Here is a 20,470-nt window from a genome sequence, read left to right on the forward strand (position 1 = left end):
AGGTGCAAGCGCAAGTGCACTGAGGTGACGATCCGTCGGAGTGAGCGGCGATGACGTTCATCGCCGCGACGACGCGCCAAAGGCCAGCGATCGCGCCGTTGGTCGTTGATTTTGGCGCCGCTCGTGGGCCGCTCGCCAAGAGATTGCTGCCGGTCTGGTCCGCGCGATAACAGTCGGCGAATTCAGGCAATCAAACGGTAGCCAACCCCTGGCTCATTGCGCAACAATTTCGGCGCCGCGGGGTCCTCCTCTAGTTTCAACCGAAGGCCGCGCATCGTGACCCTCAGGTACTCGACGTCATCGACATGCGCTTCGCCCCAGACGGCGCGGAGCAAAGCTGCGTGGGTCAAGACCCTGTCGAGATGGCGCGCAAGTTCGGCGAGGACGGCGTATTCCTTGCGGGTCAGGCGCACTTCTTCGCCCGCGCGCATCACACGGCGGGCTGAAAGGTCGATCGTGATGGTTCCGATGGCCAGCGGTGCGGCGCTGCCGCCGAACGGACCGCGATGGCGCAGGGCGGTGCGCATCCGTGCGAGCAATTCCTCGGTATCAAAGGGTTTGACCACGTAATCGTCCGCGCCGAGATCGAGCGCGGCGACCTTTTCGGCAGTGGCGTCGCGCGCCGTGAGCACGACAACCGAGCGGTCCATGGCTTTGAGCAACGCCACCAGCTCGAGGCCGTCGCGGTCGGGCAGGCCAAGGTCGAGCACGACGAGCTCGCAGCCTTCGCGCTGAGCCAATGCCAGCGCTTCGGCGGCGGTGCCGGCTTCGCTGACGGTGTAGCCCGCGCGCAGGGCCGCTCCGTGCACCAGCCGCCGGATTGCGGGTTCGTCATCGACGATCAGGATGCGGCCAGTCATGCGAGGTTGCTCAATTGCGGGGCGCTCATTTCGGGGGCCGGCGGATCTGGGCTTCGGGCCAGGTGATTTCAAATGCCGAGCCGCCGTCGGCCCGGTTGCGCGCCGACGCGCGCAGCCCCATTGCTTCGGCAAAGCCCTTGACGATAGCAAGGCCAAGGCCGGTGCCGCCGCTGCGATCATCGCCATCGACACGGATGAAGCGGTCGAACAGCGTGCTTTCGCGGCCGACCGGAAGTCCCGGCCCTGCATCAAGTACCGCCAGCACCAGATGATCGGGCGACCGGCGCGCCCGCACGGTGATTTCGCTGCCGGCTGCCGAGAACTTGGCGGCATTGCCCAAAAGGTTGATCAGGATGTGGTGGAGCAGCCGCGGATCGGCATCGACGAGCGGCAAGCTGGGCGGGACATCGAGCACCAGCGGATGCCCCGCGAGTTCGGCGCGCAAGTCCTGCGCGGCGGCGGCCACTGCATCGGTGAGGTCGGTCGCCTCACGTTTCACGACCAGCGCGCCTGCTTCGATGCGGGTCATTTCGACGAGATCATCGAAAACCCGGCGCAGGCGGCGGGCCTGGCTCTTGAGCGTGGCGGACGTTGCACTTTCGCCGTGCTCGGCGGCCAGTTCATCCGCTGCGGCGACCACGGCGGTGAGCGGTGTCTTGAGATCGTGGCCGATCGAGGACAGCAGAGTTGCGCGCAGATCATCGCGCTGCTTGAGAGCGCCGACTTCGCGGGCGTTGGCCTCCAATTTAAGTCGTTCGTGCGCCAGCGCTGCCTGCCCCAGCATCGTGGTGAACAGGATGCGCTTATCGGGAGGCACCGGGTCCCCGCCGCCCTGCCGCGCCACCCCGAGCACGCCCAGCACGCCCAGCGCGGTTTCGAGCGGGTGAAACTGCCAGTCGCTCGCGGTCAGCGTACCGCTGTCGCGTCCGGTCATCTCGCCGCGATCGAACGCCCATTCGGCGGCAGCGATGTCCAGCGAGCCAAGCAGCGGCCCCGGCGGACTGGCGGAGACCGGTTCGATACCGCCGCGCTCGCGCGCGAGCAGCACCGTCGCCACACCCAGCAAGCGCGCCACTTCTTCGCACACGGCCTCGGCGGTGCCGGCATCGTCTGATACGGCGGCGAGGCGCTGCCCGAAGGCTGCGAGCGCCGCGTTTTCAGTTGCGGTGCGCGCGCCGATGGTGGCCTCGCGCTTCAGGCGGCCTGTCAGCTGGCTTGCGACCACGGCGACAACAATCAGCACCAGCAGGGTCACAACATTCTGCGGATCGCTGATCGTGAAGGTGTAGAGCGGGGGCAGGAAAAAGAAGTTGTAGGCCAGCGCCGCCGCGATGCTGGCAACGAGCGAAGCGCGCAAGCCGAACAGCGTGGCCGCGGCGATGACGGGCAGTAAATAGATGATATCGATCGAGTTTGCGCCGACCACGGGGCTTACCGCAACCGCTCCGGCGGTGGTGGCTGCCACCATCCCCAACCCAGCGGCGATGCCGCGCAGGGCCGGAGGCCGCTGCACCGAGGTTTCGCCTTCGGGGGCTGGGGCAAGGTTGATCGGCACCACATGGACTGCGACGTTTTCGAGTTCGCGGACCAGTTGATCGACCACCGAACCGTGCTGCAGCTGAAACCACCAGCTGCGGCGCGATTTGCCGATCACCACAGCGGTCGCGCGCGTTTCGAGGATATGCGCGCGCAGGCCCTCGAACACCGAGCGTGCAGGCACGGTCGCGATCCCCGCGCCGAGGCTGGCCGCGAGCTTGAGCGCGCTTGCCATCCGGTCCCGCGCGGCTTCGCTGAGCGTCGCGCTGCGCGGGGTCTCGACGCTGACCGCAGTCCAGGTGGCGTGCATGCCATCGGCAAAGCGCTTGGCCGCGCGAATCAGCGCTTCGCCGCCGGGCTGATCGCCAATGGCCACGACAATGCGTTCGCCGACCGCCCAATTGCCGCCTTCGCCCGCGAGATCGACGTGATCGAGCAGCGAACGATCGACCGCCTGCGCCGCGCGCCGCAGCGCCAGTTCGCGCAAGGCGGAAAGGTTTGATTTGGAAAAGAAATGCCCCAGTGCGCGCGTCGCTTCCTGGGGCACATAGACTTTGCCCGCCTTCAGCCGTTCGATCAGCTCGTCTGGCGGCAGATCGACCACTTCGATGTCGGCATCATCGAGTACGGCATCGGGCACCGTCTCGCGCACCCGCACCCGGGTGAACCCGGCAACCACATCGCTCAGGCTTTCGAGATGCTGGATGTTGAGCGTGGTGAGCACATGGATGCCTGCGTCGCGCAGTTCCTCCACGTCCTGCCAGCGCTTGGGGTGGCGGCTGCCCGGGGCATTGCTGTGGGCAAACTCGTCGATCAGCGCAACGGTGGGCCTGCGCGCCAGCATGGCGTCGATATCGAATTCGTCGAGCCGGTGCGCGCCGTGTTCGATCGTGCGGCGCGGCAGCACTTCGAACGGAGCGACCAGCGCCTCGGTCTCGGCCCGCCCGTGCGTTTCGACAACGCCGACCACCACATCGGTGCCGGCTTTGAGCAGTTCCGCGCCCTCGCGCAGCATCTCGAACGTCTTGCCGACGCCGGGGGCCGCGCCAAGAATGATCTTGAGCCGCCCGCGCGCCTCCTTCTTCGCGGCTTTCAGCAGCGCTTGCGGCGAGGGGCGGGCGGGCTCGGTCATCCCTTTGAAGTAACCCCAATCCGGTCGAGCTGTCGATTGAGCAGCAGGACATTGACGTGGGGATCGCCGATAATGCCCAGCAAGGGATATTCGGTGGCGCTTTCCACCAGCGCGCGCACTTGCGCTTCACCAAGGCCGCGCGCCCTGGCGACGCGCGACACTTGCGAAAGGGCCGCCTCGGGGCTGAGATCGGGATCGAGCCCCGAGGCGCTAGTGGTGACCAGGTCAGGCGGAACAGAAACCCCGGTCATGCCCTGAGCGCGCGCTTCGGCGACGCGCGCTGCGATGGCATCGCGCAAATCCTTCGAACCTGGCGCAAGGTTGGATGCGGAGGACGAACTTGCGTCATAGCCCTTGCCCGCTGCCGAAGGGCGCGGGTGGAAATAGCCCGGGCCAGCGAAGCCCTGTGCGATGAGCGCGGAACCCACGATCTTGCCGTTTTCCGTGATGAGGCTGCCGTTCGCCTGCGCGGGCATGGCGAGTTGGGCTACCCCGGTGATGAGTGCGGGATAGGCAAGGCCCGTGATCGCGGCGAACGCGAGAAGGAGAACGATGGCGGGGCGAAACGCATTGCGCAGTTCATTGTACATTGTCCTGGTCCTCAGGCGAGGTGGAGGCCGGTAACGGCCAGATCGATCAGTTTGATCCCGATGAACGGCGCGATCAGTCCGCCGACCCCGTAGATGGCAAGGTTGCGCGCCAGCAGGTCACCGGCGGGCGCAGGGCGGTATTTCACGCCCTTGAGCGCCAGCGGTACGAGTGCGGGGATGATCAGCGCGTTGAAGATGATCGCCGAAAGGATCGCGCTTTCCGGGCTGCCCAGCCGCATCACGTTGAGGGCGCCGAGGCCCGGATAGAGCACCACGAAGATCGCTGGCAGGATCGCGAAATACTTGGCGACATCGTTCGAGATCGAAAACGTGGTGAGCGCGCCGCGGGTCATCAGGAGCTGCTTGCCGAGGCCGACGATCTCGATCAGCTTGGTCGGATCGCTGTCGAGATCGACCATGTTGCCCGCCTCGCGCGCGGCCTGCGTGCCGGTGTTCATCGCCACGCCGACATCGGACTGCGCCAATGCGGGCGCATCGTTGGTGCCGTCGCCGCACATCGCGACGAGCTTGCCGCCTTCCTGCTCCTTGCGGATCAGTGCCAGCTTGTCCTCGGGCGTGGCTTCGGCGAGGAAATCATCGACCCCGCTTTCAGCGGCGATGCTGGCGGCGGTGAGCGGGTTGTCGCCGGTGATCATCACCGTGCGGATGCCCATGCGGCGCAGTTCGCCAAAGCGTTCGCGGATGCCTGCCTTCACGATATCCTTGAGGTGGACGACGCCGAGCAGCCGCGCGCCATCGGCGCCCTGAACAGCAACCGCGAGCGGCGTGCCGCCCGAGCGCGCGATTTCGTCCGAGATCAGCGTGAGCGCTGCCGCAGCGGCCGGATCGACGCGACCCGCAAGGCGGCGCAGCACCGCATCGACCGCGCCTTTGACCAAGCTGCGCTCCCCGATCTGCAAGCCCGAAACGCGGGTCTGCGAGGTGAACTTGATCGGCTCGGCACCTACGGGCATCGCCTCTCCGGCACCTGCCAGCACCACGATCGAGCGGCCTTCGGGTGTTTCATCCGCAAGGCTGGCAAGGCGCGCGGCGGCGATCAGTTCGCTTGCCGCAACGCCGGGGACAGGCAGAAACGCGGTCGCCTGACGGTCACCGATCGTGATGGTGCCGGTCTTGTCGAGCAGCAGCGTGTCGATATCGCCCGCCGCTTCCACCGCGCGGCCTGATTTCGCCAAGACATTGAAGCGCACCAGCCGGTCCATCCCGGCGATGCCGATGGCAGAGAGCAGCGCGGAAATCGTCGTCGGGATCAGCGTGACGAACAGCGCGACCAGCACCGGCACGGCAATCGCGCCCCCGGCATAGGCAGCGAAGGCGGGCAGCGTGCCCACGGCGATCAGGAAGATCAGCGTGAGACCGGCCAGCAGGATGGTCAGCGCGATCTCGTTGGGCGTCTTCTGACGGCTGGCGCCTTCGACCAGCGCGATCATCCGGTCGAGGAAGCCCTGGCCCTGCGCGGCGGTGACGCGCACGGTGATGCAATCGGCAATGACGCGCGTACCCGCCGTCACGGCCGACCGGTCGCCGCCACCTTCGCGGATCACCGGCGCACTTTCGCCGGTAATCGCCGCCTCATTGACGCTGGCGACGCCCTCGACGACTTCGCCATCGGCGGGGATCAGATCGCCGGTTTCGACCAGCACCAGATCGCCCACCGCGAGCAGGCCCGCACCGACGGTTTCATAACCGCCGCCTTTGCCGATCAACCGCTTGGCGACGAGATCGGCCTTGGTCGAGCGCAGCGAAGCCGCCTGCGCCTTGCCGCGCCCTTCGGCCATCGCTTCGGCGAAATTGCCGAACAGCACGGTCAGCCACAGCCAGAACACGAGCTGCGCCTGGAAGGCGAGGCCGGTGCCGCCGGTGACAATGCCTTTAAGCAGCAGCACGGTGGAAAGCGCCGCAACGATCCCGGTCACGAACATCACCGGATTGCGGACGAGGGTGCGCGGATCGAGCTTCACGAAGGAATCGCGCGCGGCGGCGGCCATCAGCGGGCCGGTGAACAGCCCAGTCGCGGGGGAGGTTTGGTTTGCCATGTCAAATAGCCTTTAAAGCAGCGTGCCGGCGGCAACTTGCGCCTGATCGGCAATTGGCCCGAGCACGAGCGCGGGCAGGAAGGTAAGCCCGCCGACGATGAGGATCACGGCGGCGAGAAGGCCGATCCACAGTGCACCGGTCGTGGGGAAGGAGCCCGCACCCGCCGGGATCACCCGCTTGGCCGCAAGCCCTCCGGCAATGCCGAGCACGGGCAGGATCACCCCGAACCGGCCGACGAACATGCCGAGCGCCAGCAGCAGATTGTAGAACGGGGTGTTACCGCTCAGCCCGCCGAACGCGGAACCGTTGTTCGCCGCCGCGCTGGTGAAGGCATAGAGGATCTCGCTGAACCCATGCGGCCCCTTGGCGAGGGGCCCGGCCAGCCCGGCTGGCAGCACGACCGCAATCGCCGTCAGCCCGAGGATCATCAGTGGCGGCACCACGATAGCGATGACGGCCAGTTTCATCTCGCGCGCCTCGATCTTCTTGCCGACGTATTCGGGCGTGCGGCCCACCATCAGCCCGGCGATGAACACCGCCAGGATCGCGTAGATCAGCACGGCATAGAGCCCCGAGCCGACCCCGCCGATGACCAGTTCGCCCAGCTGCATGTTGAACATGGGAATCATCCCGCCCAGCGGGGTGAGGCTATCGTGCGCGGCGATCACCGCGCCGGTCGAAGTGGCGGTGGTGATCGTGGCGAAGAGCGCCGAAGCCGCGACGCCGAAGCGCACTTCCTTGCCTTCCATGTTGCCGCCGGCAAGGCCCAGCGCGTGGTGCAGCGGGTTGCCCGCAGCTTCCGCGCCATAGGTCACCGCAACCCCGCCGATAAACAGCAGCAGCATAGCGGCCAGGATCGCCCAGCCCTGGCGCACATTGCCGACCGCCTTGCCGAACGTGATCGTCAGCCCCGCACCCAGCCCGAAAATGCTGAGCATCTGGATGAAATTGCTGATCGCGCCCGGGTTTTCAAACGGATGCGCCGAGTTCGCATTGAAGAAGCCGCCGCCATTCGTGCCGAGCATCTTGATCGCCAGCTGCGAGGCGACTGGCCCGAGTGCAATGACCTGCTTTGCGCCTTCGACCGTTGTTGCGGTGGCGGAGGCCGCAAAAGTCTGCGGCACTCCGAGCAGGACATAAACCAGCGCAAGCACGATGCTGGCGGGAAGCAGCAGATAGAGCGTCACGCGGGTCAGATCGACCCAGAAGTTGCCGATGCCCGCAGACTGCCGCCGCGTGAAACCACGGATCAACGCAAAGGCGACTGCGATGCCGGTGGCGGCGGACAGGAAGTTCTGCACCGTCAGCCCCAGCATCTGCGAGAGGTGCGACAGCGTGCTTTCACCGCCATAGTTCTGCCAATTGGTGTTGGTCACGAAGCTGACTGCGGTGTTGAACGCGAGCAGCGTCTCGACGCTGCCAAACCCTTGCGGATTGAGCGGCAGCACATTCTGCAGCTTGAGCACCGCAAACAGGAACGCGATGCCAAGCAGATTGAACAGCATCAGCGAAACCGCATAGCCGGTCCAGGTCTGGTCAGCCTTGGGATCGATCCCGGCCAGGCGATAGAGCGCGCGCTCGCCCGGCAGGCTTTCGCGCGCATAAAGCGCATGCATCCAGTCGCCTGCGGGCTTCGCAAGCGCCACGACGAGCGCGGTGAAGAGGAGGATCATGCTCCATCCGGCGAGTGTCATTGCCCGTGCCCCCTCAGAACCGCTCGGGCCGCGCCAGCACGGCGAGGAGGTAGATCAGGACGACAGCGAGCGTGATTGCGCCGAGGATTAGGTCGAGGGACATTGGGCGGCCTCTTGGTGGTTAGGACCCACCGCCTAGGACAAATGCCCGTTAAGCCGCGCGAGGCATTCGGCGCCGACCGCGTAAGGGAAGCGTAAAGCGGGAAGGGGTTCCACGGGCACCGCAAGCACAACAATGCCGATGGCGCCGAAGTCACTCAGCCAATGGGGATCGATGGCATCTTTCCGCGCCGCAGGACGCAATTTGCTGCCTCTCCCTGCCGCTCGGTTCCTGTTGACCGAACCGGAAAAACCTAGCAATAGCGCCGCTTCCGGCACGCCGGGCGGTTAGCTCAGTTGGTAGAGCATCTCGTTTACACCGAGAGGGTCGGGGGTTCGAGCCCCTCACCGCCCACCATGCGCCCACTTCCAGCCATCATGGCCAGAGGCTTTGCTTATTGGCGGCGCATGCCGAAACGGATGGCCTGCGTCTTCAGTGCACCGTGTCGGCCAACATCGCATCGGTGCGCGGGCCGGACCAATCGTGCGAGCCGATCATGCGCCAGACTTCCTTGCCGTTGGCATCGTAGAGCACGGTCGTGGGCAGCACGCCGGTGTTGTAATGTTGGCTGAGCGCGTTGTCGGGATCGAGCCAGGGCGCGAGGTGGGTGAGCTTGCGCTCCTTGAAGAAGGCATCCACCGCCTTGGCCTGATCAAGATCCTGCGAGACAGTGAGGACCGTGAGCTTGCCAGCCTTTGCGGCGGCCAGCGCATCCAGCGTGGGCATTTCGAGCACGCAGGGGCCGCACCATGTGGCCCAGAGGTTGATCAGCAGCGGCTTGCCCTTGAGATCAAGTGTGCGGACCTTCTTGCCTGATGGGTCGGTGAAGGTGAAATCAGGAAGCGCGGCGCCGCGGCTGGAGATATCGAGCGTGCCATTGAAAGGTCCCGCACCCTCTGCCGCAGCGGCAGGGGCCGAAGCTGTGCTCTGCGGTTGCGTGTCCGGCGGGGTTTGCCTATCGCACCCGGCGAGAAGCCCGGTGGCAAGGAGCGCCAGGGGCAGGACCAGAACAGCAGGCGGACGCGGCGATATGAGCGGCAATTCAGGCTCCAACCAGATGTGGGGCGGGCGCTTCGCGGCGGGCCCTTCGGCCGTGATGCGCGAAATCAACGCCTCGATTCCCTTCGACAAGGCCTTGTGGCGGCAGGACATCGCCGCGTCAAAGGCTCATGTGGCCATGCTCGGCGCGCAGGCGATCGTGACGGCTGAGGACGCTGCGTTGATTGCGCAGGGGCTCGATCAGGTCGCGGCGGAGTATGAGGCGAGCGGGGTGCCCGAGAACTGGGACCTCGAAGACATCCACATGACGACCGAGAGCCGGCTTGCCGAACTGATCGGTCCGGCGGCGGGGCGCCTCCACACCGCACGCAGCCGCAACGATCAGGTGGCGACCGATTTCCGGCTGTGGGTGCGCGATGCGGTGGACCAGACCGGCGCGGCGCTGGAAGCCCTGCAGGTCGCGCTGGTCACCCGCGCGGGCGAGCATGCGGCAAGCATCATGCCCGGCTTCACGCACTTGCAGACCGCGCAGCCGGTGACGCTGGGCCATCACCTGATGGCCTATTACGAGATGATCGGGCGGGACCGGTCGCGCTTTGCCGCTGCGCGGGTGCGGATGAACCAGTGCCCGCTGGGCAGCGCGGCGCTGGCGGGGACGGGCTTTCCGATTGACCGGCATGCCACGGCGGCGGCGCTCGGGTTTGACGGGCCGACGGCAAACAGCCTCGATTCGGTATCGGACCGGGACTTCGCGCTCGATTTCCTGATGGCGGCGGCGCAGTGCTCGCTGCACCTTTCGCGGCTGGCGGAGGAGTTCGTGATCTGGGCGAGCCAGCCGTTCGGTTTCGTGACTTTGCCGGACAGTCTTTCGACCGGCAGCTCGATCATGCCGCAGAAGAAGAACCCCGATGCGGCGGAACTGGTGCGCGGCCATGCGGGGCGGATCGTGGGGTGCCTGACGGCGCTGATGATCACGATGAAGGGCCTGCCGCTCGCGTATTCGAAGGACATGCAGGACGACAAGCCGCCGGTGTTCGAGGCGGCTTCGCTGCTCGCGCTTTCGATCGCGGCGATGACCGGGATGGTGGCAGAGGCGACCTTCCGGACGACACGCATGCGCGGCGCGGCAGAGCTGGGCTATGCAACCGCGACTGACCTGGCCGACTGGCTGGTGCGGCAGGCGAACATCCCCTTCCGCGAAGCGCACCACATCACCGGCAGCGCGGTGAAGCTGGCGGAAAGCCGGGGCGTGGCGCTCGATCAGCTGGCGCTGGCGGATCTCAAGGCCATCGATCCGCGGGTGGATGAGCGCGTGTTCGCCGCGCTTTCGGTCGAAGCGAGCGTAGCGGCGCGTGCCAGCCATGGCGGAACTGCGCCCGATGAGGTAAGGAAACGTGTCGCCGAGGCGCGCGTGGCGCTGGGGCTGCCAGAGGACATCGAAGCCTGATGCGCACCCTTCGCACCCTATTGCTGCTGGCCGGGATGGCTGCCGCGCTGGCGGGCTGCGGTGCGCGGCGTGAGCTCATGCCGCTCAAGGACCATGCCCTGCCGCCTGCGCCCTATGGCCGTGAGGACAAACCCAGTCCCGACATGCTGCTGATGCCGCCGGTACAGGCGAAACCCCAGCGCAACATCGAGCTGCGCAGCCGCTCGGAGGACCGCGAGGACGATCCCTTCGATCTGCCTCCCGAGTAACAGGTTTTCTCTCCGGACCTTGGCCGGAGCCCAAATTCAGGAATACCCGATGGATCATTTCGAATATCGCGGCGGCGTGCTTCATGCCGAGGACGTGCCGCTGCCCGTGATCGCTGCCGAAGTGGGCACGCCCGTCTACGTCTATTCGCGCGCCACGCTGACCCGCCACGCGCGGGTGTTTCGCGATGCGCTGAAGGTGCTGCCACGCGTGCACCTCGCCTTTGCGGTGAAGTCCAACCCCAACCTCGCGGTGCTCAAGGTGTTGGCGGCGGAAGGCTACGGCGCCGATGTCGTCTCGGCAGGCGAGATGGAGCGGGCGCTCGCGGCGGGCATTCCGGCGGCGGACGTGGTGTTTTCGGGCGTGGGCAAGACAGCAGCGGAAATGCGCCGTGCGCTCGAGGCGGGGTGCGGGCAGTTCAACCTCGAGAGCGAGGAAGAGGGCCTCGAACTGGCCGAGATCGCCCATGCCATGGGGCTGACCGCGACAGCGACGCTGCGCATCAATCCCGATGTCGATGCGGGCACGCACGCCAAGATCTCGACCGGCAAGGCCGAGAACAAGTTCGGCGTGCCCTATGACCGGGCGGCGGGGATCTATGCGCGGCTCTCCGCGCTGCCGGGGCTCAATCTGCGCGGCCTTGCGCTCCATATCGGTAGCCAGCTGGCCAAGCTCGATCCGCTCGAGGCGGCGTTCATCAAGGCCGGGGCGCTGATGCGGGCGATCCGGGCCGAGGGCTTTGCAGTGACGCACATGGACCTCGGCGGCGGGGTGGGTGTGCCTTACCGGGCGGGGGAAATCTTCCCGCAGCCCGATGAATACGCCGCGATGGTCGCGCGCGTGACGCAGGACTGGGACGCGACGCTGATGTTCGAGCCGGGCCGGGTCATCACCGGCAACACCGGGGTGCTGCTCACCGAAGTCGTGCGCGTGAAGCAGGGGGCGCTGCATCCCTGGGTGGTGGTCGATGCTGCGATGAACGATCTGGCGCGCCCGGCGATGTACGATGCCTGGCACGATTTCAGCGCGGTTGCGCCGGGCGGCGAGATGATGACCGCCAACATCGTCGGCCCGATCTGTGAATCGAGCGATACCTTTGCCATGGCGCGCGAGATTGATGTCGTGGCGCGGGGCGATCTTGCCGTGTTCCGCACCGCTGGTGCTTACGGCGCGACAATGGCCAACACCTACAATTCGCGCCCCATGGTGCCTGAAGTGATGGTGGATGGTGCGAAGTGGGCGGTGGTGGCGGACCGGATCGAGCCTGCGACCATTCTGTCTGCCGAACGCGTACCGTCCTTCCTCCTTTAACGCGGATGCTGCGCACGGTGCTTCGACAAGCTCAGCACGAGCGGTTACGGGGTTTTGCCCTTTGGTCCGCTCGCCCTGAGCTTGTCGAAGGGCCTGACGCGGCATAGGCCACACGCATGACCCTCCCCAGCCTACCCTTGTTCCACCGCCTTGCCGGGCAACCGGTGGTGGTGCTGGGCCATGGCGAGGCGGCGGAGGCGAAGCGGCGGCTGGTGACCCGCGCGGGCGGCAAAGTGATCGAGGATCTGGCCGAAGGCATCGATACGGGCGCGCGCCTCGCCTTCATCGCGCATGAGGATGAGGGGGCCTGCCAGGCCGATGCGATCCGCGCGCGGGGGGCGGGGCTGCTGGTCAACGTGGTGGACAAGCCGGCGCTGTGCGATTTCACCACACCTTCGATCATTGACCGCGCGCCGGTGATTATTGCGGTGGGCACCGGCGGGGCTTCGGCGGGGCTGGCCAAGGCGCTGCGCCTGCGGCTGGAGCGGCTGCTGCCGCAAGGGCTGGGGGCGCTGGCCGAGGCGCTCTACGCTGCGCGAGAGGCGATGCGGGCGCGCTGGCCGACGGGGCCGGAACGCCGCCGCGCGCTCGATGCGGCGCTGGAAGACGGCGGTGCACTTGATCCCTTGCGCGGCGCGGATGCGCAGGATGTAGCGGCATGGCTGGCGGGCGGCGCGGATGGCGCGGCCGGGCGGTTCACGATCACGCTGCGCTCGGCTGATCCGGATGACCTCACGTTGCGAGAGGCGCGGCTGCTGGGGCAGGCAGATGCGGTAGTGGCGGGGCCCGATGTGCCTGCTGCGGTGCTGGCGCGGGTGCGCGCGGATGCGGCGCGGCTTGCGCCGGGCGGGGCGGAGCCGGAGGGCGGGATCGTGGTGGTGATCGAGGGGCCTTGAGGCCCGCTCGGCTGCAATAGATGCACCCCGCTCCCCCCAACCCCGCCTACTCTGAGCTTGTCGGAGGGCTGTTCCTGGCTTTGGGCCAAGCGCTTGTCCACAAAAGAAAACAGTCCTTCAACATGCTCAGGATGGACGGGTTTTGGGGATGGCCTAATTCCAACACTCTCCGTTCGTGTTGAGCGAAGTCGAGATCCCCGGCTCGGGAATGACGAGTTTTGGTGGCTAGCGGACATTGCGCAGTATTCCCAGTTGGTGCAGATATGGCCAATGCAAAAGCTGCCTTGCATCGAGTGCGGTGCCCTTATTTTACCAACGACTGCCGAGTCTACGGGCGGTAAGTGTATGGCCTGCAAGCAAGGCATACGAAAAAGCATGGAGGCATCACGCGCTTATTATGAGCGTCAAAAACAATATGATCCGTTTAGAGAGCTTTGGATTTCGCTTGTAAAACGCAGTTCTCACGATCAGGATTTGAAAGATTGGTCATTTGAAGAGATAAAATATTTCTCGATGTCCCTGCTAGAAGGTGAGATATACAACGGCGGTTTTGATCAATATTTTTCAAATATGTCAGGCGGATATTATATTCAAGCGGTCAGAGGTCTGCAGGAGATTCAAGCTTTTTCGACACTCAAAATAGTCCAAGAAGCGGCTCAATTGATATTCGGGCCTCTTGCTCCACCGGCGAGTCAAGAGGATCGCTGGCGCATTATGTATTCGGAATCTAAAGAATTTTCAGCGCCTAAAACTGATAGATTCAACTCCCAAGAATTGGAGAAACTGGACAAACTGTTCTGTGCTGACCCCGATGGCCTCGTCGATCGTTTGTCCGCCTATGCCGAGGATCATGGCTTAGTCACTCCGTTTAAAGTTCTCCCAGACTGATATGTAATCGTCCGCAACTGGGACGCTACCAGACATCAAGCGCCAAGCGAGGCCAGCGGCCCCGAATCGAGATGCGCGAGAATGCGGTTCAGGGCTGCGATGGTGTTTTCATCCTCGGCGTCGTCGAGCGCGTCCTGCAGCACGGCGCGGATGTCGCCTGCTTCGACCCGTTCCATTTCCCAGCCGGGATAGATGCGGTCGCGCATGTCGACGCTCCGGTCGAGCTGGACGATATCGAAATGGCGTGCGTCGCCATAGAGGCCCGTGATCAGGGTTTGCACCTCGGCGGGCGGCCCCTCGACCCATTGGAAGAAGATGCCGCTGCCGAACACCAGCACCCCGGTAATCCCGCGATCAACATTTCTGGCCTGCGAGAAGGCGATGATCTGGTCGACTGCGCTGTCGTCGATCCCTTCGGCGGCGCGGCTGCAATAGACGAATGTCTCCAGCATGGGCGCGTCGTATTCCAAGTCGGGGTCTCTTGGAAAACCGATTTCATCGAACATGGGTGAGCCTTGTTTTGCACCGGGCATCTGTGCCGGTCGATAGGTCGGCGTGAGGTTAGCGCATCTTGCCCGCCCGCGTAAGGCACGGCTCACCCCCCCTTTGGCGGGGCGAGTGGCAATCCAGGTGCTTCACGATTTGGAGGCGCGCAGACTGTCCTGCGAGGACCCGATCGTGCGCGGGCGCGCCTAATCCGGTGCGACGACCTGCGCGAAGAGGCGGTCGAGATTGAGCTGGAGTTCCTGCACGGCCGGGTTTTCAGCGTTGCGCGCCAGGCCGAGCGGAAGGCTCATGCTCTGGTACATGGCGGAAGCTTCGGCGCTGCTGAGCAGGCCGCGCTTGTGCAGGATGTTGGCGAGGGCGACAATTCCGTTGATCGCGGAAACGTCAGAAGCCTCGAGCGCCTCGATCAGGTGAGAGGCCTGCTCAGGCACTTGTCATGGGGGGTACGGCAAGTCGCTCGAGTCGGGCGATTTCGCGGTTGTTGGCAACTTCGCGGAGCTGGTCGGCCATGGCGCGCCAGGCCTTTTCGGACCGCAGCGCACGGTCGCGCACGTTATCGAGCATGGCGCCCGATGCTTCCTTGGCCGCCTGTTCGGCGCGTTCGATGAGAAATTCGTAGGACAACGCCATCAACATCGACTCCGGACAGAGGGGCAGGGCAGGCGCGCGGAAGGAAGGCGCCCGCAGCTTCCTGTGAACAGGGTGCTGCAGGCGCGCCTCGATCAGTTCGCGCTGGCGAGATTGATCGCCGATTCCTTGCCATTGCGGCCGGTCTCGACGTCATAGCTGACGCGCTGGTCCTTGCTCAGCGTGGCGAGGCCAGCGGCCTGCACGGCGGAGATGTGGACGAAGCTGTCCTTGCCGCCGTCATCCGGCTGGATGAAGCCATAGCCCTTGTCTTCGTTGAAGAATTTTACGGTTCCGATAGTCATGGTCGCTTCCTTTCAAGAAACGGGAGTAACCGCCGGCGCGAATGCCGACGGGGTCGTGCGTCTGGTCGTCACTTGAAAGGAAATCGAGGGAGTCGGAGATGTGGGAACCGGGGTTCCAGCAACTCAAATCAGAACGTCGATGCCCGTCTCACTTCAACGAGAGCAGCATTGGTAGGCCGGCAAATACCGGCAAAAAAGCCATGCATCATGTAAGGGAAGAGGCGCTGGCAAAGCAGCATCCAGATCCGTCGCAATCGACGAGAGGCAATTTTCTTATAAACGCTTATAAAAAAATTGCAAGTTGGATTGCTTCGCGGCGCATATGTGCGACGATGGTCAGGGGGAGTGGGATCAGGCCTTCGGCGGCGCCAGCAGGAAATTCATCCAACTGCTCGCGACCAGCTTGCCCCGGTCCCCCTGCCAGGCCTCGACCCGCACGTTGGCCACGCGGCGGCCGGCGCGGATGACTTCGCCGCGCGCGAAAGTGCGTTCCTGCACGCCGCCGCGCAAGTATTCGATGCTGATATTGACCGGCTTGATCCGGGAGTCGCTGCCCTGCCGGTCAAGCTCGGCGCGCAGCGCGGCGTGGGCGGCCATTTCGAGCAGGCCGCCGATCGCGCCGCCGTGGAGGAAGCCGGGGCGGCCCTGCACGCGTTCGGCAAAATCCATCGCGATGACGGGGGCGCCGTCTTCGACGTGATCGACTGCCATGCCCATGGTGCGGGCATAGGGCGGCAAGTGAAAGTCGTTCATGGCTTCGACCACCCTTCGCTGCTGACCAGCATGAAGATGCCGGCGGTGTGCGCGACCGGATCGGTGATATCGCCATCGTGGGCAATGCCGCGCACGAAGGCCATTGAACGGCGCACCTGATAGCATTCGGCGCGCGCGATCACCGTCTTGCCCGGGGTCGCGGCGCGCACGTAGTCGATCCGCAGATCAAGCGTGACTTGCGGATTGAAGGTGCCCTGCCGCGTCCACACCGACATCGAGGTGGCGTTGTCGAGCAAGCTGATGATCGGGCCCGAGGCAAGCACGCCGGTCTCCTCGACGCCGACGAGATCCTCGCGCCAGGGGAGGGCGAGCTCGATCCAGTCATCGCCGTGATCGTGGTATTCCATGCCGAGGAAGCCGGTGTGGCCCGCGCGGGTGAACCAGCGGGCGCCGCGTTCGGGATCGAACGTGAACCCTTCCGGCATGATGGTCTTCATGAGGCCGGCGGCCTTTTCATCCTTGCTCATGGCAAGCGTAGTGCCGGTGCGGGGCGGGGCTGACAACCATCATTTGTCGCGCAGGATCAGAACGCTGCGCCGACCATGGCATCGATGGCGCCTTGCAGGATGAGCGCGGCGGCGTGCGAATCGATGCGCTCGGCGCGGCGCGCGCGGCTGAAGTCCTGCTCGATCATCGCGCGCTCGGCGGCCTGCGTGGTCCAGCGTTCGTCCCACAGCAGGATCGGCAAATCCAGATCGGCAAGGTTGCGCGCCATCGCGCGGGCGGCCTGGCTGCGCGGGCTTTCGCTGCCGTCCATGTGAAGCGGGAGGCCGATGACGAGGCCCCTGACCTTGCGCGCGGCGATCAGCGCGGCGAGCTCGGCCTTGTCCTGGCTGAACTTGCGGCGGCGGATCGTCTGCCCGGCGGTGGCGAAGCGCCAGTCCGTATCGCAGAGCGCGACGCCGATGGTCTTGGTGCCGGGATCGAGGCCCATGAGCGCACCGCCTTCGGGCAGGGCGCCGCGCAGGTCTGCCGCACTGGTGGTGATCACCGGGCCGGCTTGTGCTGCGCGAGCCAGGCGTCGGCGCGGCGCGCGACGTCGGCGCGAACGTTGCGCCAGAACAGCGGTACGTCATAGACGTGGTAGTTGTTGCCGGGCAGCACATAGGGGCCAAGATCGGGGGCATCGCCGATCATCAGCAGGCCGCTTTTCGCGTCGCAGCGCGCCGGAATGTGCAGGTCCGCCAGCTTGCCGGTGGTGAGATCCATCGAAGGGACCATGGTGCCGAGATTGGCCGTGCCCGGCGCGGAAGGCGCGCTGCCTCCGTTCAGCGGATTGGTGCAGAGCACAGGCTCGGTGCCCTTGGGCTTGCCGTCCAGCCCGGGTTCGGCGCGGTAGGTAGCGAGCATGAGCTGCGCATCGGGCGGCTCGGCGAAGCTCATCCAGCTGAGCGCGCAGCCGGTCTGCCCGGGCGCGGTGCAGGCGGGCATGCCGGTCTGCGGCAGATCGTGCGCGGGCGAGATCGGCCAGCCGATCACGTAGGCCGCGACGATGCGGCTGGCGATGGGCGTGTCCTTCACCTCGTCGCTGAGGAGATGCATGAGGTGCAACGCGCCCTGGCTGTGGCCCGCGAGCACGATCGGCGCATCGGCGGGTATGGCCGCGAGGAAGGCGTGGAAGGCGGCGCGCACGTCGCCATAAGCGACATCCCGGGCCTTGATCGTTTCGGGCTGGTTGACGAGGAAGCTGCCGAACGCCGCCTGGCGGTAGTAGGGGACGAAGACGGCTGCCTCGCCATTGAAGGCGCTTGCGATGCCGCGCACGAACAAAGCGGTGCGGTAGCGGGTGTCCTTGTCGTTGATCGGGCCGTTCCAGTGATCGCGGGCGAGGTAGCTGGTCGGGTGGATGAAGAACACATAGGCCTTGCCTTGCGGCACGGCAGGGGTGCCTTCGGGCCGGTATTGCGCGGGATCGTCCTTGGTGCCGGGGCGCGAGACCCACATCGCCGGATCGTCATAAATGCCTGCGCGCAAGGGCTGCTGCACTTCGAACGGGACGCGGGGCACGAACGCGAAGCGGGTGAGTTCGGCCGACCAGATGCGCAGGGCCAGCAACCCTGCGATGACGAGGACGATCAGCAGCGCGACGAAATAGAGGAACTTGCGGGCCATCGCGTGCCTACTCCGTAGCTTCGTCGCGGCGGGTATTGTGTTCGGCCTGCCGCTCGAGCGCGATCTTGAGCATGACCACCAGCGGATCGGCGAGCGCGAGGCCGAGGATGCCGAACAACACCCCGAAAATGAGCTGCGCGCCGAGCACGAGCGCCGGGGCCAGATCTGCGGTGCGCTTGGCGACCATCGGCACGATCACGTTGCCATCGACAGTCTGCACCACGACATAGACCACGATGCAGTAAATCCCCATCGCCGTGCCGCCGGAAAAGCCGACAAGGATCATCAGCAGGCCCGAGATGGGTGCGCCGATGTTGGGAAGGAAGACAAGCAGGCCGGTGAGCAGCCCGAGCAGCGCCGCCATCGGCACGCCGTAGACCGCAAGCGCGATCCAGGTGCAGACACCTTCGATTACCATGCCGAGCATGCGGCCGGCCAGCAGCATGCGCAGCGTGCGGCCCATGCGGTGCGTGGTGCCGTGAAAGTATTCGCGGCTTTCCGCGGGCAGCAGCCAGGCCAGGCCGCGCTGGTAGAGATCGGGCTCGAGCACGAAGTAGATGCCCAGGATCATCATGATCAGCAGCGTGGTGACGCCCCCGAACAAGCCGCCCAAAGCCTGCGTGACCTGGCCGACGCCGCCGAGCAGTTGCTGGAGCAGACTGCTGACATCGCTGCGGCCCATGGTGAGGCCATGCGCGCTGGCCCAATCGAGCGCGCGCTGGGCCTGCCGGGTGACGAGCGGCGGCATTTCGGAGGCCTGAGTCATGATCTGGCTGCCGGCAAATTCGACCACCCATGCGAGGAACCCGGCCGTCAGCAGAAGGACGATGGCCACGCGCCAGGTCCGTCCGATCGGGAGCACACGGGCGAGCAGCCGCTGGCCGCCATCGATCAGCATGGCGAAGACGAAGCCGCCGAAGATCACCAGCAGCGGATGCGCGAGATAGACGACCAGCACGGCCAGCGCGGCCATCCCGATCCACACCGCGGCGCGTTTGGCTTCCTGCCGGACGATATCATCCTGGATATCGGTAGGACCGGCGCCGCGGCTGCGCGGGGGCTTGTTCGGTTCGTCGCTCATGGCTTGGTCTGGGCCCCTTGCGGCAGGATCATCGGGCGCAGTCTGAGCGAAGCGCGGCTGCCCCGCAAGGCGCCGTACCATGTCAGCGGATTCCACGTTTCGGTGCCATTGAGCGAATACGTGATGAATTCCGCGCGCCCGCCGATATCGGCAAGCGGGACCGGCCCGCCAAGACCCTTCTCGATCACCGGCGCGCGGCTGTCGGCAGAATGATCGCGGTTATCGCCCATGAGGAAGGCATAGCCTGCCGGGACACGCGTTTCGGGATAGTTGTCGAGCGGCTGCTGGCGGTGGTCGATAATCCGGTAAGTCGCGCCGTTGGGCAGGGTTTCGCGGAAGATGGGCAGCTCACAGTATTGCTTGCCGTTTGCCGCGCGGTAGCGAAGGCCGGGGAAATCATCGGGATCGCAGGGCTGGTTGGGATCGACCGGCAGCTCGAGCGGGGCTTCGGCCACTTGCGGCACGGGCTTGCCGTTGAGGATGATCTGGCCGTTCACCACCGCGATCCGGTCTCCGGGAAGCGCGACGACGCGCTTGATGTAGTCCTCGTCGCGGTCTGGCGGGACAACGATGACGATATCGCCGTAGGCCGGAGTCGCGGGGAGGATGCGCGTCTTCGAACGCGGCAGGAAATGCATCGAGGCCGAAACCCACGACCAGCCATAGGGATACTTCGAGACGACCAGCTGATCGCCCACGAGCAGGTTCGGCATCATCGAGATCGAGGGGATGTAGAAGGGCTTGGCGAAGAAGCTGTGGAAGCCGATCACCGCCAGCAGCATAAGCAGCAGCCCGCGCATTTCGGCGAGCCAGTTGGTGCCCGCGGGCTCCGCAGACTTGCTCTCGGCAGGCTCGGCTTCGGGGGTGGATACGGTCTCGGGAACGTCGCTCAAACAGCACCTGCAGGAAGGGGACGCGCCTCGATCACGACGAAGGCCTGCGCCCAGGGGTGATCATCGGTCAGCGTGAGGTGAACCACCGCCTCGTGGCCCGGCGGGGTGATGGCGGCAAGTCGCGCCGCCGCGCCGCCGGTGAGGGCAAGCGTGGGGGCGCCGGAAGGCGCGTTGACGACGCCAATGTCCTTCATGAACACGCCCGCCTTGAACCCGGTGCCGACGGCCTTGGAATAGGCTTCCTTGGCGGCGAAGCGCTTCGCCAGTGTGCCCGCCTTGGTATAGGGCCGGCGCGCAGCCTTGGCCTGCTCGAGCGGGGTGAACACGCGCCTCTCAAAGCGCTCGCCAAAGCGGTCCAGCGAGGCCTGGATCCGCTCGATATTGCAGAGATCGGAGCCCATGCCGATGATCACC

At 65.6% G+C, this 20,470-nt stretch carries 23 protein-coding genes and 1 tRNA gene; 6 read left to right on the forward strand and 18 right to left on the reverse strand.

Annotation, left to right across the window (positions count from 1 at the left end):
• Positions 1-182 precede the first annotated feature (182 nt).
• From ACO056_RS06545 to ACO056_RS06570, 6 genes are read right to left on the reverse strand one after another with little or no spacing between them, the layout of a single operon-like run.
• Complete coding sequence (locus ACO056_RS06545; protein ID WP_421853582.1) at positions 183-860, reverse strand: response regulator transcription factor; 678 nt, start codon at positions 858-860, stop codon at positions 183-185.
• 25 nt (positions 861-885) lie between these two features.
• On the reverse strand, positions 886-3,528 hold the full coding sequence (locus tag ACO056_RS06550; protein ID WP_421853585.1) for a DUF4118 domain-containing protein: 2,643 nt from the start codon (positions 3,526-3,528) through the stop codon (positions 886-888).
• Entirely contained in the window at positions 3,525-4,118 is a 594-nt protein-coding gene (kdpC, locus tag ACO056_RS06555; RefSeq protein ID WP_421853588.1) for a potassium-transporting ATPase subunit KdpC, read from the reverse strand. Before kdpC ends, ACO056_RS06550 begins: the two co-directional genes overlap by 4 nt.
• A gap of 11 nt (positions 4,119-4,129) precedes the next feature.
• On the reverse strand, positions 4,130-6,175 hold the full coding sequence (gene kdpB / locus ACO056_RS06560) for a potassium-transporting ATPase subunit KdpB (protein ID WP_421853591.1): 2,046 nt from the start codon (positions 6,173-6,175) through the stop codon (positions 4,130-4,132).
• 12 nt (positions 6,176-6,187) lie between these two features.
• Positions 6,188-7,870 carry a potassium-transporting ATPase subunit KdpA gene (gene kdpA, locus ACO056_RS06565; RefSeq protein WP_421853594.1) on the reverse strand — a complete coding sequence of 561 codons (1,683 nt, stop codon included), beginning with the start codon at positions 7,868-7,870 and terminating at the stop codon, positions 6,188-6,190.
• Positions 7,871-7,883: 13 nt separating this feature from the next.
• Positions 7,884-7,973 (reverse strand): potassium-transporting ATPase subunit F, encoded by a 90-nt coding sequence (locus ACO056_RS06570; RefSeq protein ID WP_421853597.1) that lies wholly within the window; start codon positions 7,971-7,973, stop codon positions 7,884-7,886.
• A 278-nt stretch (positions 7,974-8,251) separates the two neighbouring features.
• Between ACO056_RS06570 and ACO056_RS06575 the strand changes: the two genes are divergently transcribed.
• Positions 8,252-8,327, forward strand: a tRNA-Val gene (locus ACO056_RS06575).
• Positions 8,328-8,402: 75 nt separating this feature from the next.
• Here ACO056_RS06575 and ACO056_RS06580 read toward each other — a convergent pair.
• A complete protein-coding gene (locus tag ACO056_RS06580; protein ID WP_421853600.1) occupies positions 8,403-9,011 on the reverse strand; it encodes a TlpA family protein disulfide reductase in 609 nt (202 codons plus the stop codon).
• On the opposite strand from ACO056_RS06580, the gene argH reads away from it, so the two are divergent.
• The 5 genes from argH to ACO056_RS06605 all read left to right on the forward strand — a co-directional run bounded on the left by argH (position 9,001) and on the right by ACO056_RS06605 (position 13,757).
• On the forward strand, positions 9,001-10,416 hold the full coding sequence (argH, locus tag ACO056_RS06585; protein WP_421853603.1) for an argininosuccinate lyase: 1,416 nt from the start codon (positions 9,001-9,003) through the stop codon (positions 10,414-10,416). The genes ACO056_RS06580 and argH overlap by 11 nt on opposite strands.
• Positions 10,416-10,664, forward strand: a complete 249-nt coding sequence (locus ACO056_RS06590) for a hypothetical protein (RefSeq protein ID WP_421853606.1) — start codon at positions 10,416-10,418, stop codon at positions 10,662-10,664. The genes argH and ACO056_RS06590 overlap by 1 nt, the downstream gene beginning before the upstream one ends.
• 49 nt (positions 10,665-10,713) lie before the next feature.
• On the forward strand, positions 10,714-11,973 hold the full coding sequence (gene lysA, locus ACO056_RS06595; protein ID WP_421853608.1) for a diaminopimelate decarboxylase: 1,260 nt from the start codon (positions 10,714-10,716) through the stop codon (positions 11,971-11,973).
• 116 nt (positions 11,974-12,089) lie between these two features.
• Positions 12,090-12,869: an NAD(P)-dependent oxidoreductase gene (locus ACO056_RS06600; RefSeq protein WP_421853611.1), complete on the forward strand. Its 780-nt coding sequence runs from the start codon at positions 12,090-12,092 to the stop codon at positions 12,867-12,869.
• A gap of 270 nt (positions 12,870-13,139) precedes the next feature.
• Positions 13,140-13,757, forward strand: a complete 618-nt coding sequence (locus ACO056_RS06605) for a DMP19 family protein (protein ID WP_421853614.1) — start codon at positions 13,140-13,142, stop codon at positions 13,755-13,757.
• 35 nt (positions 13,758-13,792) lie between these two features.
• Here ACO056_RS06605 and ACO056_RS06610 read toward each other — a convergent pair whose 3' ends face one another.
• The 11 genes from ACO056_RS06610 to acpS form a co-directional block, all read right to left on the reverse strand.
• Positions 13,793-14,263 carry a BLUF domain-containing protein gene (locus tag ACO056_RS06610; RefSeq protein WP_421853617.1) on the reverse strand — a complete coding sequence of 157 codons (471 nt, stop codon included), beginning with the start codon at positions 14,261-14,263 and terminating at the stop codon, positions 13,793-13,795.
• A gap of 186 nt (positions 14,264-14,449) precedes the next feature.
• The gene (locus ACO056_RS06615) at positions 14,450-14,695 is read right to left on the reverse strand and encodes a hypothetical protein (protein WP_421853620.1); all 246 of its coding nucleotides are present in this window, start codon (positions 14,693-14,695) and stop codon (positions 14,450-14,452) included.
• The gene (locus ACO056_RS06620) at positions 14,688-14,894 is read right to left on the reverse strand and encodes a hypothetical protein (RefSeq protein WP_421853623.1); all 207 of its coding nucleotides are present in this window, start codon (positions 14,892-14,894) and stop codon (positions 14,688-14,690) included. Before ACO056_RS06620 ends, ACO056_RS06615 begins: the two co-directional genes overlap by 8 nt.
• Positions 14,895-14,986: 92 nt before the next feature.
• Complete coding sequence (locus tag ACO056_RS06625; RefSeq protein WP_067907594.1) at positions 14,987-15,196, reverse strand: cold-shock protein; 210 nt, start codon at positions 15,194-15,196, stop codon at positions 14,987-14,989.
• A 351-nt stretch (positions 15,197-15,547) separates the two neighbouring features.
• Positions 15,548-15,949 carry a PaaI family thioesterase gene (locus ACO056_RS06630; RefSeq protein WP_421853626.1) on the reverse strand — a complete coding sequence of 134 codons (402 nt, stop codon included), beginning with the start codon at positions 15,947-15,949 and terminating at the stop codon, positions 15,548-15,550.
• Entirely contained in the window at positions 15,946-16,437 is a 492-nt protein-coding gene (locus ACO056_RS06635) for a PaaI family thioesterase (RefSeq protein WP_421853630.1), read from the reverse strand. Before ACO056_RS06635 ends, ACO056_RS06630 begins: the two co-directional genes overlap by 4 nt.
• Before the next feature lie 56 nt (positions 16,438-16,493).
• Positions 16,494-16,961 (reverse strand): Holliday junction resolvase RuvX, encoded by a 468-nt coding sequence (gene ruvX, locus ACO056_RS06640; protein WP_421853633.1) that lies wholly within the window; start codon positions 16,959-16,961, stop codon positions 16,494-16,496.
• On the reverse strand, positions 16,958-18,082 hold the full coding sequence (locus ACO056_RS06645) for a DUF3089 domain-containing protein (RefSeq protein WP_421853636.1): 1,125 nt from the start codon (positions 18,080-18,082) through the stop codon (positions 16,958-16,960). The genes ruvX and ACO056_RS06645 overlap by 4 nt, the downstream gene beginning before the upstream one ends.
• Positions 18,083-18,089: 7 nt before the next feature.
• Entirely contained in the window at positions 18,090-19,163 is a 1,074-nt protein-coding gene (locus ACO056_RS06650; RefSeq protein WP_421853638.1) for an AI-2E family transporter, read from the reverse strand.
• Positions 19,160-20,056 carry a signal peptidase I gene (gene lepB, locus ACO056_RS06655; RefSeq protein ID WP_421853641.1) on the reverse strand — a complete coding sequence of 299 codons (897 nt, stop codon included), beginning with the start codon at positions 20,054-20,056 and terminating at the stop codon, positions 19,160-19,162. Before lepB ends, ACO056_RS06650 begins: the two co-directional genes overlap by 4 nt.
• Positions 20,053-20,469 carry a holo-ACP synthase gene (acpS, locus tag ACO056_RS06660; protein WP_421853644.1) on the reverse strand — a complete coding sequence of 139 codons (417 nt, stop codon included), beginning with the start codon at positions 20,467-20,469 and terminating at the stop codon, positions 20,053-20,055. Before acpS ends, lepB begins: the two co-directional genes overlap by 4 nt.
• Between the last annotated feature and the right edge of the window lies 1 nt (position 20,470).

The organism is Novosphingobium sp. (assembly GCF_965228995.1).
Taxonomy (GTDB): domain Bacteria; phylum Pseudomonadota; class Alphaproteobacteria; order Sphingomonadales; family Sphingomonadaceae; genus Novosphingobium.